We start from the raw sequence: 14,782 nt of genomic DNA, 5'->3' as shown, positions 1-14,782 counted from the left end.
AGTCAAAAAAAAGCTACCCAGTATGATATTTAGGCTTTAATCGTCGAACCATCAGATGTACCATAGCAGCAAAAATCATCATTTCGCTCGTTGTTGCTAAAAATTCATACTTTTCAAACAGGTTCTCAGTTATCAGACTTCCTCTTTTGAGTTATCAACTATTAATTATTAGACTTTAGCTCTAGCAGGGAAAAACTGTTTTTTTCCCGAATTTGGCCGAATTTATTTGAGTATATATGAGCGCACCTTTCCCATTATCGTTATAGTACCATGTCAAGTTTTTTTGTCAACCCCCTTTATCAGTTATCAGTTATCAGTTATCAGACTTCCTCTTTTCAGTTATTAACCTATTAATTTCAGTTCAGTTCTCAACTATTAATTATTAGACTTTCCTCTAGCAGGGAAAAATTGTTTTTTTCACCGAATTTGGCCGAATTTATTTGAGTATATATGAGCGCACCTTTCCCATTATCCTTATAGTACCATGTCAAGTTTTTTTGTCAACCCCATTTTCAGTTATCAGTTATTAGTATATAGAACCCATTTGAAATCTATTGAAAAAGAGAAAGGGGAAATGGGAAGTAGCAGGAGGAGGATGCTCCTGTGCCATAGGAGTATTTTTTAACCTTTTTTTTAGCAATAATCTTTAATTTTTATTTTACAAATTAGCTAAAACTTATATTTGTCAAGCTATTCAGATTTTCCTGATTTTTTTTTGTACCTATAGATACCAAAAATAGTCATAATAATTATCTATTAATTATCAACAGTACTTTTAACGGTATAGGAGTTTCCTTGGTTTCAGACTGCATATTCCCCCATCAGGAATAAGTAAAATCTATGTTTATTAGGATTAATTAAAGATTACTCTCTATCTATCGTCTCTTACTGATAGTAAATTTTTCTCTATTGTAAATCAGTAGTAAATTCTAGAAAAAGACGGAGCGGAACTTCCTGAGATTTAATTTGTATTTATTACTGAATTTTTGTAAGAATTCAGCAGTCAGCTAGCCTCCTAGGTCAGAACTAGGTCAACGGCTATCAGCTATTAATTCATTGCCTCTTTAGCGGGAATTAGTATTGATAGATTTAAGGATAATTAAAAGTATTGAAAAAAAACTTACCTTGACAAATGAGAGTGTATATTCATTATTTATGAAACAGCTAAAAGCTGATTGCTAAAAGCTGATTGCTAATAGCTGAATTCTTACGAATCTTTGCTTAATTTATTGGTAAAGAATAAATAAATAAACACTACTTAATTTAATTCAATTGTGTAGCTTAATTAAATGTAACTTAATTAAAAACATTATGCCTGAATATTGACTAGAAAATAAACCTCTTGCAAAAATTTTAATTAAACCAATTCAAGAAGTATAATCAACAATTTTATCCCCCTATTCCCTATTCCCTATTCCCTATTCCCTGACTTCTACAAGAAGTCTAATAAAGTTTCAAGCTTCCCATTTCAAGGGGATGAAAAAAGAAAATTCAGCATTTCAAGTCTCCAACTGAAGTAGGAGGTACTGATAACTGATAACTGAAATGACATAGTAGTTAATATCAATTTCTAATGGTAAAAATATGGTTGCTTGACATAAAACATTTAATATGTTAAAAAAATCTATTTAATAATTTGCGATATCTATATTTTTATCCATACAGGACTCAGAAAAATTATAGTATCTTCTTCAAACAGATCAAAGAAATTACTGTTTGAGATTATATCCATAAGTATAATGAATTAGGCTTGAAATGCAAGTTAAGTTAAAATAGATAATTGCAATGAATTAATTATAGACAGAGATGGATGTATAATTCATTATTCACCAATAGAGTTTTATCGAATAAAAACTCGGTGAAACTACATAACTATAAAATAAAGTGATTATTAATCAATTTATTTACAACAATTAGTTGTTAATTTAATTTAATCAGAAACTGAGGAGTAATGAGTAAAAAAAAGGATTTATATACAGAGATTTTACCAAAGTTGGTAGGTACATTAATAAGTTTGATTATACTTTTACCAACACCTGGTAGAGCTAACGTTTTATTAGGGATAATTCGAGACCCAGAAAATACAGATGAATGGAATCAAATAATTAGACGAATACGCGCTCTACATATTAGTTATGAACCTATTGATTTAAGACAAGTAAATACATTAGCTGACCTATCTGGAGTTAAAATTATCTTTTTACCCAATATTGAGACTTTAACTCAAACTCAAGTACAAATTCTTGAAGAGTGGGTAAAGCAGGGAGGAAAATTAATAGCTAGTGGCCAAGTAGGTAAAAGGTCTCAGCCAGGAGTAAGGCAACAATTGCGATCGCTTCTTGGTTCTTATTGGGCTTTTCCTTTAAGTCAACCAACTACACCAGAGCCTAAATATCGTTGTTTAGATATTGCCTGCAAAGAATCTACAAGTTGGGCGCCAAAAGCAAATAATCAAGGTAAAGTCGCAGGTGGAATATTAATTCCGGCAGGGTTAAACAGTACAACGGCTGCTACTTGGAAGGGAAGTTCTGGTTCTTCAGCGGTAGTGATTACTCCCCAAGCTACTTATTTGGGTTGGCACTGGGGAAATAGTCCATCTGCTACTTTAGACAGTGTTTGGTTGCAAGCTACTTTGAATCGTTATCAAAGCCAGCGACAATTTACTGCCAGAAATAATAATCCTTTGACAACAGGGAATAATAGACAGACCTTACCCACAACAAATAACTCTAATCCTCTTAAAATTAAACCTCGTACTTCTCCTTCGCCAATACCAAATAATGAAAATCTTAATATAGTTAGGGTTCAACCTAAACCTAGAAGTACATCTGTAAATACTGCTGAAAATTCAAGCACAAATCAACCTGGGACTAAAGCTCAAAACTCAACTCCAGATAAAGATAATATTTGGCTTAGAAATCAGCAGCAAAATATAAATACTCAACAACAACCTGAAAATTCTAGTCAACCAACAGAAACAAATTTAAGTCTGAATAATAATTCAGTTTCGGAGGCAACAACAACTCCCCAGAATAATAATGTTTGGCAAAGATTTCGAGAACAGACAGACCAGAAAAATCAGCAACCTGAAACGGTTAGAGAACAAAATACCCCTGTTAATTCCACTGCTAATCCAACTCTAGAGAACTCTAATAATAATAGAGGAGGAAGTATTGGGAACGGATTCCCACAACAGAGAAACCAACAAAACAAAAAAACTGACACTGTTAGTAACAACGATGTCTCTGTTAATTCTCCTGATAAACCTACTCCAGAGACTACTCATAACAGAGGAAGTATTTGGAACAGATCCCGACAAGAAACAAAAACAACTACATCATCCTCTCGCCGTAACCCCTTAACTGCCTTACTTAGACCTCTACCCCTACCACAAATACAAGTACCAAACTCCCAAACAGACCGTTCATCAGAATCAGCACCTCCTGGTTTAAACATCAGACGAGGAAACCATCCAATTAGCAGAGCTGAAGCTTATGCAATGTTAAAGGAATTAAATAATCTCCTTGGTAGGTTTGAAAGTGCTTTGGTAGCAGCTCAGTCAGCAAATGTAGAAGTAAATTTGGCAGCAGATGGCAGTAGCTTGGTAGCTGCTAACAGTAACAATAGTACATTTATTGCTCAAAGAAATCGAAAAATTAGCAATGCTCAACAAATAATAACTAGAGCGCGTCAGGTAATTCAAAATTTTCCCCAACAGGTGGCAGCCAAACAATATGCTACTGCCAGAAATCAATGGCTGCAAACAAGGCAAATGTTGTGGAAAAATTACCCCACTGATGGAGAAAGAGCGGGGGCTGAGATTCGGGCTGTATGGTTAGACCGAGGAACAATTGTTAGGGCGAGGTCTGAACGAGGTTTAGCAGGAGTGTTTGACCGACTTGCTGCTGCGGGTATTAATACTGTTTTCTTTGAAACTATTAATGCTGGTTATCCGATTTACCCCAGTAATGTTGCTCCGAGACAAAATCCTTTGACAATTTCTTGGGACCCTCTGAAAGCAGCCGTGAAGTTAGCCCATGAAAGGAATATGGAAATACACGCTTGGATGTGGACGTTTGCAGTAGGAAACCAAGCTCATAATCGCGCTCTTGGTCAAGCAAATAGTTATTTAGGTCCGGTAATTTCGGCTCATCCTAGTTGGGTAATGACTGATAACAAGGGTCGCAAAAGACATCCTGCTGATGGAAAGGTTTATATGGACCCGGCGAATCCTTATGTACGGCAATATCTGCTCAACATTATAGATGAAATTGCTAGTCGGTATGAGGTTGATGGGATTCACCTTGATTATATTCGCTATCCGTTTCAAAATCCTAGTCGGAATTTTTCTTATGGTTATAGTACGACAGCACGGAATCAGTTTCGGCAGTTGTATGGGATAGATCCGATGAAAATTTCAGCACGCGATCGCCAGAATTTGTGGAAGTGGACTGAGTTTAAGATTAATCAAGTTAATAGTTTTGTCGCTAATACTTCTAAATTTCTCAAACAGAAATATCCAAAGTTGATTCTTTCGGCGGCAGTATTTCCTTTTCCCCGCCATGAACGCTTTGATAAAATTCAGCAAGACTGGGAAACTTGGGTTCTCAATGAGGATATCGATCTACTGACTCCTATGACTTATGCTTTAGATACGAATCGCTTTCAGCAAATTACCCAACCTCTGACAAATATACGGGTATTAGGTAGCACTTTGATAACTCCAGCGGTTAAGCTTTTGAATATTCCTGAGATTGTGGCAGTTGACCAGATTCAGGCAGCACGAGATTTACCTACTGGGGGTTATATTATTTTTGCTGCGGAAAGGATTACTGGTGGTTTACATGGATTTTTGACTCGCACTCAAGGTGCGCCAGAAACAGATAGCAACAGAAGTGCTTCTTTAAATGCTTTTACTAAACCTTCTCATATTGTGGAGGGTATAATTCCTTATCGTCAACCATTTGCAGCAGCAGCAGATCGTTTTCAAGCTTTGAAAAAAGAATGGAGTTTTTTGTTAGAAAATGAGCAACTTTCTCTGGGGGAATCTGAACTTGAGAGTTGGCGAAGTGGTGCAGAAGATTTGGCGTTAGCTTTGGAAAAATTGGCTGATAATCCTAATAATAGTAATTTGAATAATGCTAAAAGCAGTCTGAGGAGATTCCAGTTAAAGTTTAGAAATTCAATGAGTGTTCATGCTAGGGAAAATCATTATCAAGTTCAGACCTGGCAAAATCGTTTGACTTCTTTGGAAATGTTGTTAGATTATGGTGAGCGGGTGCGATTAAAGAGTAAGAGGTGGTAGGTGTTATAGCAGTTTTATAAATATTTACTACAAATAAATTTTAGGTATTAGGTAGTCAGCAAATATTAATTTTGCCAGCATTGGAAACTTAGTTTCCAAGCATCCTATTATATCAAGTCTCATTAATTAGGGTTGGCTGAAAAAGTCTGTTAGTAAGGGAAGGGAATAGGCAATGTTGCAATAGTTGCAGGTATTAATTTTTCTGCATTTTTCCCACTCAGGTGAGGTCTAATCCCCAGCAGTTAAGATTAATTTAGTAATTTTTTGGCACTTTTTTCCTGGTTTAGCACAACTTAAACTGATGTATTATCAGGATTCTATATTTATTCAACTAGCCCTAATTAGCCATAATAAAAATTTTCTTCTATCTCAAGAGAATATTCTCTTGTTCCCTATTCCCTACTCCCTAAATTTTTTATTGTGGTTATTCAAAGAGACATGATATTAGTTATTTGTAACATTCTTTTTTTTTACAAGAATATTACAGTGGTTTTCATATGAATAAAGCACAATGATACTAACTCCTAACTTCTAACTCCTAACTCCTAACTCCTAACTCCTAATACCAAAAGTAATGGTATACTTCAGCTATACTTCAACACCTCAATAGTTACTAAGATTAAAAGTCTGTTTTTGACAATTATTAGTCGGTTAGTATAGATTTTTCCTACTTTTCCTCTCCCCACACCTCCCACACTTCCCCTCCACCGGAGGGGCGCGCGGGTGGGTCTCACACTTCCCCACCCAATCATATATAGCATTCTTTTTGAGAAATGGTATAACTCCTAACTCCTAACTCCTAACTCCTGACTCCTGACTCCTAACAATGAGTTTAGTGGTCTACTCAACTGAAAAGCGCTGTAGGTGGTAGGTATTATACTAATTATCAAAATGTTTACTACATTTTCTGAAAAAATATCTGATACCAAGCGTGATAAATTTTTTCTAAAAATAGTGGATATTAATTATAACTGCTTGTTTTTTGTATAAATTTATTGATATGATTGAGCGATAAAATTTACCATTTTTCTTCCTTCTTTCTCACCTTCTTCCCACTTCAATTCTTCCTTCTTTCTTACCTACACTATTTGTCACATTATTTTTGATCAAAATTACATAAATCTTATTCTGAAACTTTTGTGGGGAATTTCCATGGAAATTCCCTAAATTCTTTGTAAGCATTCAAGCATTAGCCTTTCCTGTGGGATGCATTCTCATTCAGTTTTTCCTTGGTAATAATTCTGCACTAATACCATTCAAAAATCTTGCTATATTTAATTAGGTGGGGGAGTCTGGAGACCCACCCGCGCGCCCCTCCCAGGACAGCTATCCCTTATAAGGAACTCCTGAAACCCTTGTAGGAGGGTGGGGAGAGGGGGAAGAGGGGGAAGAGGGGGGAGTAAGAATCTTGGGGTGCATTTCTCACTTCTTTATGTCTAATTCAATACATTATTTCTCAGAAAAAAGCTGATTCAATACTCGTGCATAACTGACTGAACTTGTCAAGTTTTATGTTAAGAAAGATGTTGATCATGCATAGCCCAGGACAGGAGGGGAAGTGTGGGATGTGGGGGTAGGGACGTTGCATGCAAGGTCCGTACAAAATAAGAATAATTAACATTAACTGGCTAATAATTAGGGAATAAGTTATTTTCGTCTTTTGTTAATTACTTAATAACTGAAGTGTCACCCAAGTATAGCATTAATGGATGGGAATTGGTATAAGTAATGAATAAGAAAGATTAGCAAATAATGCGAATGAGAGTAACTTTTAATTTTCCCTCAATCTTTCAACTCTGATTTTTTCCTCAAAAAGAATAAGTTAATGGCGCTCCAGCTAATAGCTGTTAATGTTTCGCTGCGCGACATGAAAAGCGTTAGCGTAGCTCCTCTGTTAGCGTAGCTCCTCCGAAGGAGGCAAGAGGCAGCTCCTCTGTAAGAGGCAGTTCCTCCCCAGGAGGCTGGCTATTTGCGCTGTATTCCGCAGGAAATACTTACGATTTTTTTTTGCCTAATTGACCAAAATATAAAAATTTAATAATACTAATAAATTTAACACAATTATCAATTAAAATTATCTATGACTTTTTGCTCTTAGGTAGTCAAGCAAAATTAATTGTATATTTAATGGTTAGGTTAAGTAGGTAGGCATTATTTTTATATCTACTGCTCCGGTATACAAGTATTTTTTTTCCCTATTTCCTATTTCCTATTTCCTGTTCCCTGCCAAATGTTAAATTCATTTTACACAGGTACTTACAGCACTTTTTAGGATGGTGAGGTACACCAGAAAATTAAGGTATTTTCCCTGTTCCCTAAAGTCCTAAAATTGTGTACCTCATCAACTCCGAAACTGCTGTAATACAGGTATTTATAAATACATTTTTGAGATTAATCCGAGAAATAAAAAATGAGTAAAAAATCTAGCAGATCGACAAAGTTATTAACAAAGATTCTAGTAATAGCAGGAATAATTAGCATTGGTATTTTACAAAATCTGTTGAAGCCAAAACCTGCTATGAATGCTGAAAGTATAGTATTTAAAGTTCCTAATCTCACAGATTTATATATGTCTGTAGATTCTCTGGAAGTATTTGCAAAAGAAGGGAGAATTACTAATGATTTTGGCTTCTATGCTGCTTTTATGACAAAAGAAGATTTAGCAAATTTGCGGAAAGTATTGCAAAAACGTTTTGATATACCGCCTGAATTAATTTATCGTATTACTAATATGGCTATGGGGCAAGATTTCCTCAAATATTTGGGTCGGTTAGTACAAATAGATCCTGATATTAATGGTTATGATGGTATGAGAACTGCTTTAATTGAAGCTGCATCAGATCCAGAAGATGGTTTTACTATTATCAATGTCATCAAAAAATTTCCCGCAAAAACAATCAGAATAAGTACAGATTTTTTATCTGAGTTTTCTAATGAGTTAACAACTTTTCAAGAATATCGAGATACTTCTATTACAGCGATTATTGAACAGGCAGAAAAACAAGTTTCTACAGACCCGCAAAGAGATTATTCTCAACTGGCAGATTTGAGTAACTTAGGTCCTTATAAAGTTACTAAAAAATCTATTAGTTTTGAAATAAATAGTTTGCGCCAAACTTACACAGGTTTAACAGGGTATTATACTCTGGAAGCTGATATTTACTTACCTGAAGGAATCTCTAAACCAGTACCTTTAGTAATTTATAGTCATGGTTTTGGAGCGGAGAAAAAAAGCATTCTTTTAGCAGAACATTTAGCATCTTATGGTATTGCATTAGCAGGAGTTGAACATCTGGGTAGTGACCTAGCATATCGTCAATCTTTTCTGAAAGGAGAAGTAGATATAGATATCAGTCCTATTGAATATCTTAGTAGACCATTAGACCTCAAATTTTTATTAGATGAACTGGAAAATTTAGTCAAAACTGACTCCTATTGGCAATCTAAAATAGACTTAGAAAAAGTCGGTGCATTAGGAAATTCTTTTGGTGCTACTACAGTCTTATCTTTAGGGGGTGCTAATATTAATTTGCCTAGACTAAATCAAGAATGTAACCCGGAAAAATTGAGTTTAAATGTATCAGTATTGTTGCAATGTCGTGCTAGTTACTTACCACCATCAAACTATCAGTTAAGAGACCCTCGTGTTAAGGCAGTTTTTGCTTATTTTCCGTTAACAAGTGTAGTTTTCGGACCTGAAGAAATGAGGAATATTTCTATTCCGACTCTAATTATGGGAGGTAGTCACGATATTCTGACTCCAGGGATAGAAGAGGATGTTCATCCTTTTATTTGGATGAATAATAATTCAGATAAATATTTGGCTTTTTTGGTTCCAGGAACTCATTTTTCTACTAGCACTTTAATACCTGGTTTGCCAGAGGTATTACAGGGTCCGACGCCGGAAGTCGGACAGTATTATTTAAAAAATTTAAGTGTGGCTTTCTTTAAAAAGTATCTAGATAATCAATCGGAATACGAACCATATTTAACTGCCTCCTATGGCAAAGTGATGAATAAAGATTCTCTAAATTTGAATTTAATTCAATCTTTAACGCCACAACAATTAATAACTGCTTATGGCAGCTCTCCACCAAAACCAATCATCCCTTCACCTATTACTGCCAAGATTCCTCAACGGCAAGAAACTATATTGGAGGAAATACAAAGAACTGGAGTAATGAAAGTGGCAATGAGACGAGATGCTACTCCTTTTGGTTATGTAAATAATACAGGAGAATGGGCTGGCTATTGTGAAGATATGATGGATGCTTTTGCTGAAAATATTGCTCAGGAATTAAATATTTCCACTGGAGTTAAAGTCATAGAAATTGTCTCTACTCTAGAAAACAGATTTCAATTAGTTCAAAATGGTATTGTACATTTAGAATGCGGTCCGAATACGATTAGGGATGATCTTAGAGGTGTGGCTTTTTCTAATCCTTTCTTTGTGACAGGAACTCATTTTTTAGTGAAAAAAGAAACACAAATAAATCCTGATGGTAATTTAGCAGGAGTTAAAACAGGTGTATTGAGAAATACTACTACAGAAAAGTTTATTCAAACAGAATATCCTAAATCGGAAGCAGTTTATTTTAAAGGTAGTAGAGGTATTAATGAAGCTCTAAAATCTCTGGTTAAAGGAGAAATTCAGACTTTAGCTAATGATGGAATTTTATCTGTTGGGGAATTGGTAAGACAAAATCTGGATATTAATAATTATAAGTTAGTGCCAGAAGAACCTTTAACTTGTGATTTTTATGGGATGATTATTCCTAATAATGACTCTCAATGGCAAACTAAAGTTAATTCTTTTCTTGACGGTGAGCAATCTCTACCTATTGATAAAAAATGGTTTAAAGATTTATTTCCTTATCAGTTAGAGGGTCTAGATTTTTGTGTGAATCAACAAAAGTAAATAAACGTATAATATAAGCATTCAGGTAGATCGCCTTTTCTGCGAAATCCACTTTTATTCAGCTTTTCTTTGGTAATAATTCTGCACAAGTAATTAGGGTTTGCTGAAAAAGTATGCATGGTATGGGTAGGAGTCAGGAGACAGAAGACAGCAGAAATGGGAATGAGCGAGGAGGTAGGAGTAAGAATTGTAAGAGTGATTTTTCTCCCATACTCTGGCCTAAAATACTAACTTTTTGAGGGTTTTAGACTGAAACAGGCGCACTTTTTTCGACCCCAAAAAGGCTAAATTATTTATATTTCAATGCTTTTAGATTTAATCAGCAAGCCCTAATTAATCAGAAAAATTAGCAAAGAATGCTTTGAGAGTAACTTTTAATTTTCCCTCAATATTTCAATTTTGATTCTTCCTTAAAAAAGAATAAGTAATGGCTGAATGCTTACCATATAGTATAGGCAATAATATCAAATCGGGTAGCATTGGTGTAATTAGATAAAGATGCTGGGGAGATGGGGAGATTCGGAGATTCGGAGATGGGGAGATTCGGAGATATAGAAAGATTTAGCAATAACTGAAGATGGAACATTTTTTTATACCGAATTAAGCGGATTTGATATAAAAAAGGAATAAGGAAGATAGGAAAGGGAAAATTTTGGCAATGTCAAGAAAAAAAAGCAGAAGGATGGTAGATTTTATCGTTCAATTAGATAAAGAACTTTAGACAAAAAAAACAGAAGCAGTTCTTATCAAAATCCCCTATTTTTAGTAAATATTTATCAAACTTCTATTATAGCAATCCTATTTCAGTTGTAATATTTTAGTGGTAGTTAGGAGTCAGAACTCAGGTAGGGGAGCCGTCGAATTGTCAACTTACCGAATAATTAATAATTATTAATTATTAATTAAATAATTCACCCTTTAAAGCCTCCCCAATAAAAGGGAAAAAGCGGTCGTTTGCGGAGCATGACCTAGGATGGGATGGCGAGGTTTCCCGAAGAATGCAGAGCCGCTCGGAAGTGCGCCATATCCAATCGACCAAGACAAGAAATAATATTTCCTTATATTCAATTCCCTCGCGGTTTTAACCAGAGGTAATTATCCATTATCCATTATCAATTAATGAAAGGAGTCATAATTTAAAAGGTTTTCAGTGAAAATTAGCTGTTATAAAAATTTTCACAACTAATTGAGGATTGCTATAGTTTATTATATGGAGATAATTAGGGTTTACTAATATAAAATTTCATAATTGATAGTAGGGTATAAATACCTCTATAATTATGCTATTTTCCCAGATTTTATGTTTGCTAAAAGCCTAAATTTTGTAGTTTACCCAAACAAAAAAAATTTCTTATATCAAGTTGGAATAATTACTTATAGCAATTCTCATACTGGTGAAATCTAAAATTCGTTTGTGTTCTACCAATTACCAAAAGTAATGCTATACTTAGTTGACACTTCAATTATTAAGTAATTAACACAGACTGAATAACTTTTTTGATAATTATTAGCTAGGAGCGCGTTAATTATTTATGTTTTTACTTCTCCGTACGGACGTTGCATGCAACTTCCCTACCTCCGACCCTACTACCCTACTCAAGAAAGTGTAGAAAAGTTTTTGATAAATGGTGTTAGGGAGTAGAGATTAGTAATTCGAGAGACAGGGAATAGCGGTGCGACCCCGCGGGGTGCGACAGACGCAAGGGAATGCTGACTAAGAGAGGGAATGCTGACCAAGAGAGAAAATAAGAAAAACAACTGTACCTCAGTAACTTGAGAAACGCTATATAAATAAATGGAAATAGGGAACAAGACATGGAAAGAAAGTCATTTCAGTTATCAGTTATCAGTTATCAGTACCTCTGGCTGTTTGCGCAGCATTCCGTAGGAAACCCAGAGGCTTGAAATAATGAAATTTATTCTTTTCATCCCCTTCAAAGGGCAGGCTTTAGACCTCTTTTTTTGGTAAAAGAAAAGGAAGTAGAAAAATTCTAGATTTTATCGTTCAATCTACTTAATAAGTTTAGACAACAAGAAAACAGTTATAATTAATATTTCCTATTTTTAGCAAACATTTATCAAACTCGTATAATGAATAGCAAAATTAACCTAGGTATTTTTAGAAAACATGGTGGCAAAACAAAAAAAAGGATGCTTTTGTGGTTAGGTTCCCTAGTATTAGGAACTATTCCCCTTCTGTTGATAACCTTCTCAGCAAAAGCAGCAGAACAAATTTATTTGAATTACGGTATTTTGAGAATAGGGGTTTCTTTAACTGCCTTAGAAAATTATGCTGAAACAGGTAAAGTTGACGAAGAATTAAAATTTTATCTCCTATTTATCAATGCAGAAAATCAACAAAAATTGAGAAATATCCTCAATTTTCAACTCAAGATTAATCCCATACAACTGGCTCAAGGTTTATCTTCTCAAATGGGAGAAAATTTACTTAATTATTTGGGAGCAATGATTCAGGTAGATGGTAAAAATGGTGCTGTTGCTATTCGAGAAGCTTTAATCACAACTGCTGAATCTCAAGATTTTACCCCAATAAATTTATTACAGAATTTTTCTGGTCAAATTCAGTTTGACATAATTAAAATCCTGACAACTAAGAGAGAATTTTTTAGCTTGATTCAAGATACAGAAAAACTGCTGCTAGAAGTTAAACAACTAACATTAACTGCTGCTACTACTGAACCAAAAGTAAATTTTTCTAGATTGCCAGATTTACGCCAAGTAGGGAATTTTTATTTCTATCAAGAGACTCTTAAACTGAACGATAAAAATCGAAAACGCCAATTCCTTGTTAATCTCTATTTACCTTCAAATCTATCAAAAACTCAAACTATACCAGTAGTTATTCTCTCTCCTGGTTTAGCAGCAAAACTTACTCAATGGCAACATTTAGCAAAACATTTAGCATCTCATGGTTTTGCTGTGGCAAAAGTACAACATCCAGGGAGTGATTTTAATCATTTTCAAGCTTTTCTAGATGGGGAAGAAAAAAATATATTTCAACTCCAAGAATTTATTAACAGACCTCTAGATATTAGTTACTTATTAGATGAGTTAGAACTGCGAAATAAATCTCAATTCCAAGGAAAGCTCAATCTAAAAAATGTGGGAATGGCAGGTCAATCTTTTGGTGCTTATACAGCTTTAGCTTTGGCTGGAGCAAAAATTAATTTTGAACAACTAAAACAAGATTGTTTGCCACAAATTAAATCTTTAAATCCTTCCTTATTTTTACAGTGTCGTGCTTTGGAATTGCCACAAAAAATTTATAATTTGCGCGATGAAAGAATTAAGTCAGTATTAGTTATGGACCCGGTGAATCGGAGTATATTTGGTCGGTCAGGTTTGACTCATATTAATATACCAATTTTTTGGGTTGCTGGTAGTGAAGATCAATTAACTCCAGTAGTAATAGAACAAGTTTATCCTTTTACTTGGTTACCAGTAAAAGAAAAGTATTTTATGTTGACAAAAGGTGCAAAACATCTGGATTTTAATGTGACTGCTATTCAGGATGTAAAATCTGTAGATGATGACTCTTTAAATCAGTTAGTTACTGCAAGTTCCCCTGTGATTAAATCTTATATTAATGCTTTTGGTTTAGCATTTTTTCAGATATATGTGAGGAATGATTCTAATTATTTAAATTATTTGCGTTCTTCTTATGCTTTAGCTATTAGTGAGGAACCCTATAATTTGGGTTTTTTGTCTACTTTGACCGCAGCAGAATTAGCTCAAGTTTTTGCTAGATATGACGAGTAATACCAAATTAATAAATGTTTGCTACAAATAGTTAAGCGATTTTTTAGAAGTCAGCAGTCAGGAGACAGGAGTCAGAATGAATAGGTTTGATATCATTTTTTATGTCGTAATTTCTCTTTTTCATCAAATAGGCATTTCCGATAAAGTCTTTTAATACTGCTTATTATTCGTAACATTCTTTTTTTTAAATGGTATAATACCAAATCTTACGAATTTTTGCTACATATCTTTGGTAGCTAGGAGTCAGGAGTTTGCTGTAGGGGAAAATTTTGAGATTGAATACCGCATTCAAGATGCTCAAAGAAATTGGCATTGGTTTTATGATCCCTCCATTAGTAGACAACTAGAAGATGATGAAATTATTATTGAAGGATTAGATATAGATATTACGGAGCGCAAACAAATAGAAGAAAACTTGAGAGAAGCAAAACAACTTTATCAGACAATTTTAAATAATACTTTAGAGGGTTTCTGGATTGTAGATGCTCAAGATAAATCGGCATCTATTCTGGAAGTTAATAATGCTTACTGTGAAATGACTGGTTACACGCGGGAAGAATTATTAGAAATTTGTATTGCTAATGTAGAAGTAGAAGAAACACCATAAATAGTTGCTCAACATACACAACAGATAATTGCTAAAGGTAATGAGTTCTGACTGACAAAGTTTTAGGTACTTTTCCTTGACTTAAAGCATAATTCCAGTGTCTTCTCAAGAGTTCTAACCAATTATCTATCTTGGCTATTTGTTCTTGATTTGGTTTAATTCTGTAGCAATG

5 protein-coding genes are annotated in these 14,782 nt (G+C 34.4%); 4 read left to right on the top strand and 1 reads right to left on the bottom strand.

What is annotated here, in order from left to right; translation table 11 throughout:
- Nucleotides 1-1,951: 1,951 nt before the first annotated feature.
- The 4 genes from F6K22_RS11910 to F6K22_RS11895 all read left to right on the top strand — a co-directional run bounded on the left by F6K22_RS11910 (nucleotide 1,952) and on the right by F6K22_RS11895 (nucleotide 14,610).
- Nucleotides 1,952-5,305 carry a family 10 glycosylhydrolase gene (locus tag F6K22_RS11910; RefSeq protein WP_293097479.1) on the top strand — a complete coding sequence of 1,118 codons (3,354 nt, stop codon included), beginning with the start codon at nucleotides 1,952-1,954 and terminating at the stop codon, nucleotides 5,303-5,305.
- 2,410 nt (nucleotides 5,306-7,715) lie between these two features.
- Nucleotides 7,716-10,223 carry an alpha/beta hydrolase gene (locus tag F6K22_RS11905; RefSeq protein WP_293097477.1) on the top strand — a complete coding sequence of 836 codons (2,508 nt, stop codon included), beginning with the start codon at nucleotides 7,716-7,718 and terminating at the stop codon, nucleotides 10,221-10,223.
- A 2,091-nt stretch (nucleotides 10,224-12,314) separates the two neighbouring features.
- Nucleotides 12,315-14,003, top strand: a complete 1,689-nt coding sequence (locus tag F6K22_RS11900; protein WP_293097475.1) for an alpha/beta hydrolase — start codon at nucleotides 12,315-12,317, stop codon at nucleotides 14,001-14,003.
- Nucleotides 14,004-14,232: 229 nt separating this feature from the next.
- On the top strand, nucleotides 14,233-14,610 hold the full coding sequence (locus F6K22_RS11895; protein ID WP_293097473.1) for a PAS domain S-box protein: 378 nt from the start codon (nucleotides 14,233-14,235) through the stop codon (nucleotides 14,608-14,610).
- A 31-nt stretch (nucleotides 14,611-14,641) separates the two neighbouring features.
- On the opposite strand, the gene F6K22_RS11890 is transcribed toward F6K22_RS11895, so the two are convergent.
- Nucleotides 14,642-14,770: a helix-turn-helix domain-containing protein gene (locus F6K22_RS11890; protein WP_363273382.1), complete on the bottom strand. Its 129-nt coding sequence runs from the start codon at nucleotides 14,768-14,770 to the stop codon at nucleotides 14,642-14,644.
- Nucleotides 14,771-14,782 lie beyond the last annotated feature (12 nt).

The organism is Okeania sp. SIO2F4 (assembly GCF_010672385.1).
In the GTDB taxonomy this organism is placed as follows: Bacteria; Cyanobacteriota; Cyanobacteriia; order Cyanobacteriales; family Microcoleaceae; genus Trichodesmium.
The sequence above is the reverse complement of the archived record's forward strand: the minus strand, read 5'-3'. Positions and strand labels throughout refer to the sequence as shown.

What these genes read in the sequence shown, in the direction of transcription:
- F6K22_RS11910 (WP_293097479.1), top strand. Translation starts at nt 1,952, where the DNA reads ATGAGTAAAAAAAAGGATTTATATACAGAGATTTTACCAAAGTTGGTA.
- F6K22_RS11905 (WP_293097477.1), top strand. Translation starts at nt 7,716, where the DNA reads ATGAGTAAAAAATCTAGCAGATCGACAAAGTTATTAACAAAGATTCTA.
- F6K22_RS11900 (WP_293097475.1), top strand. Translation starts at nt 12,315, where the DNA reads ATGAATAGCAAAATTAACCTAGGTATTTTTAGAAAACATGGTGGCAAA.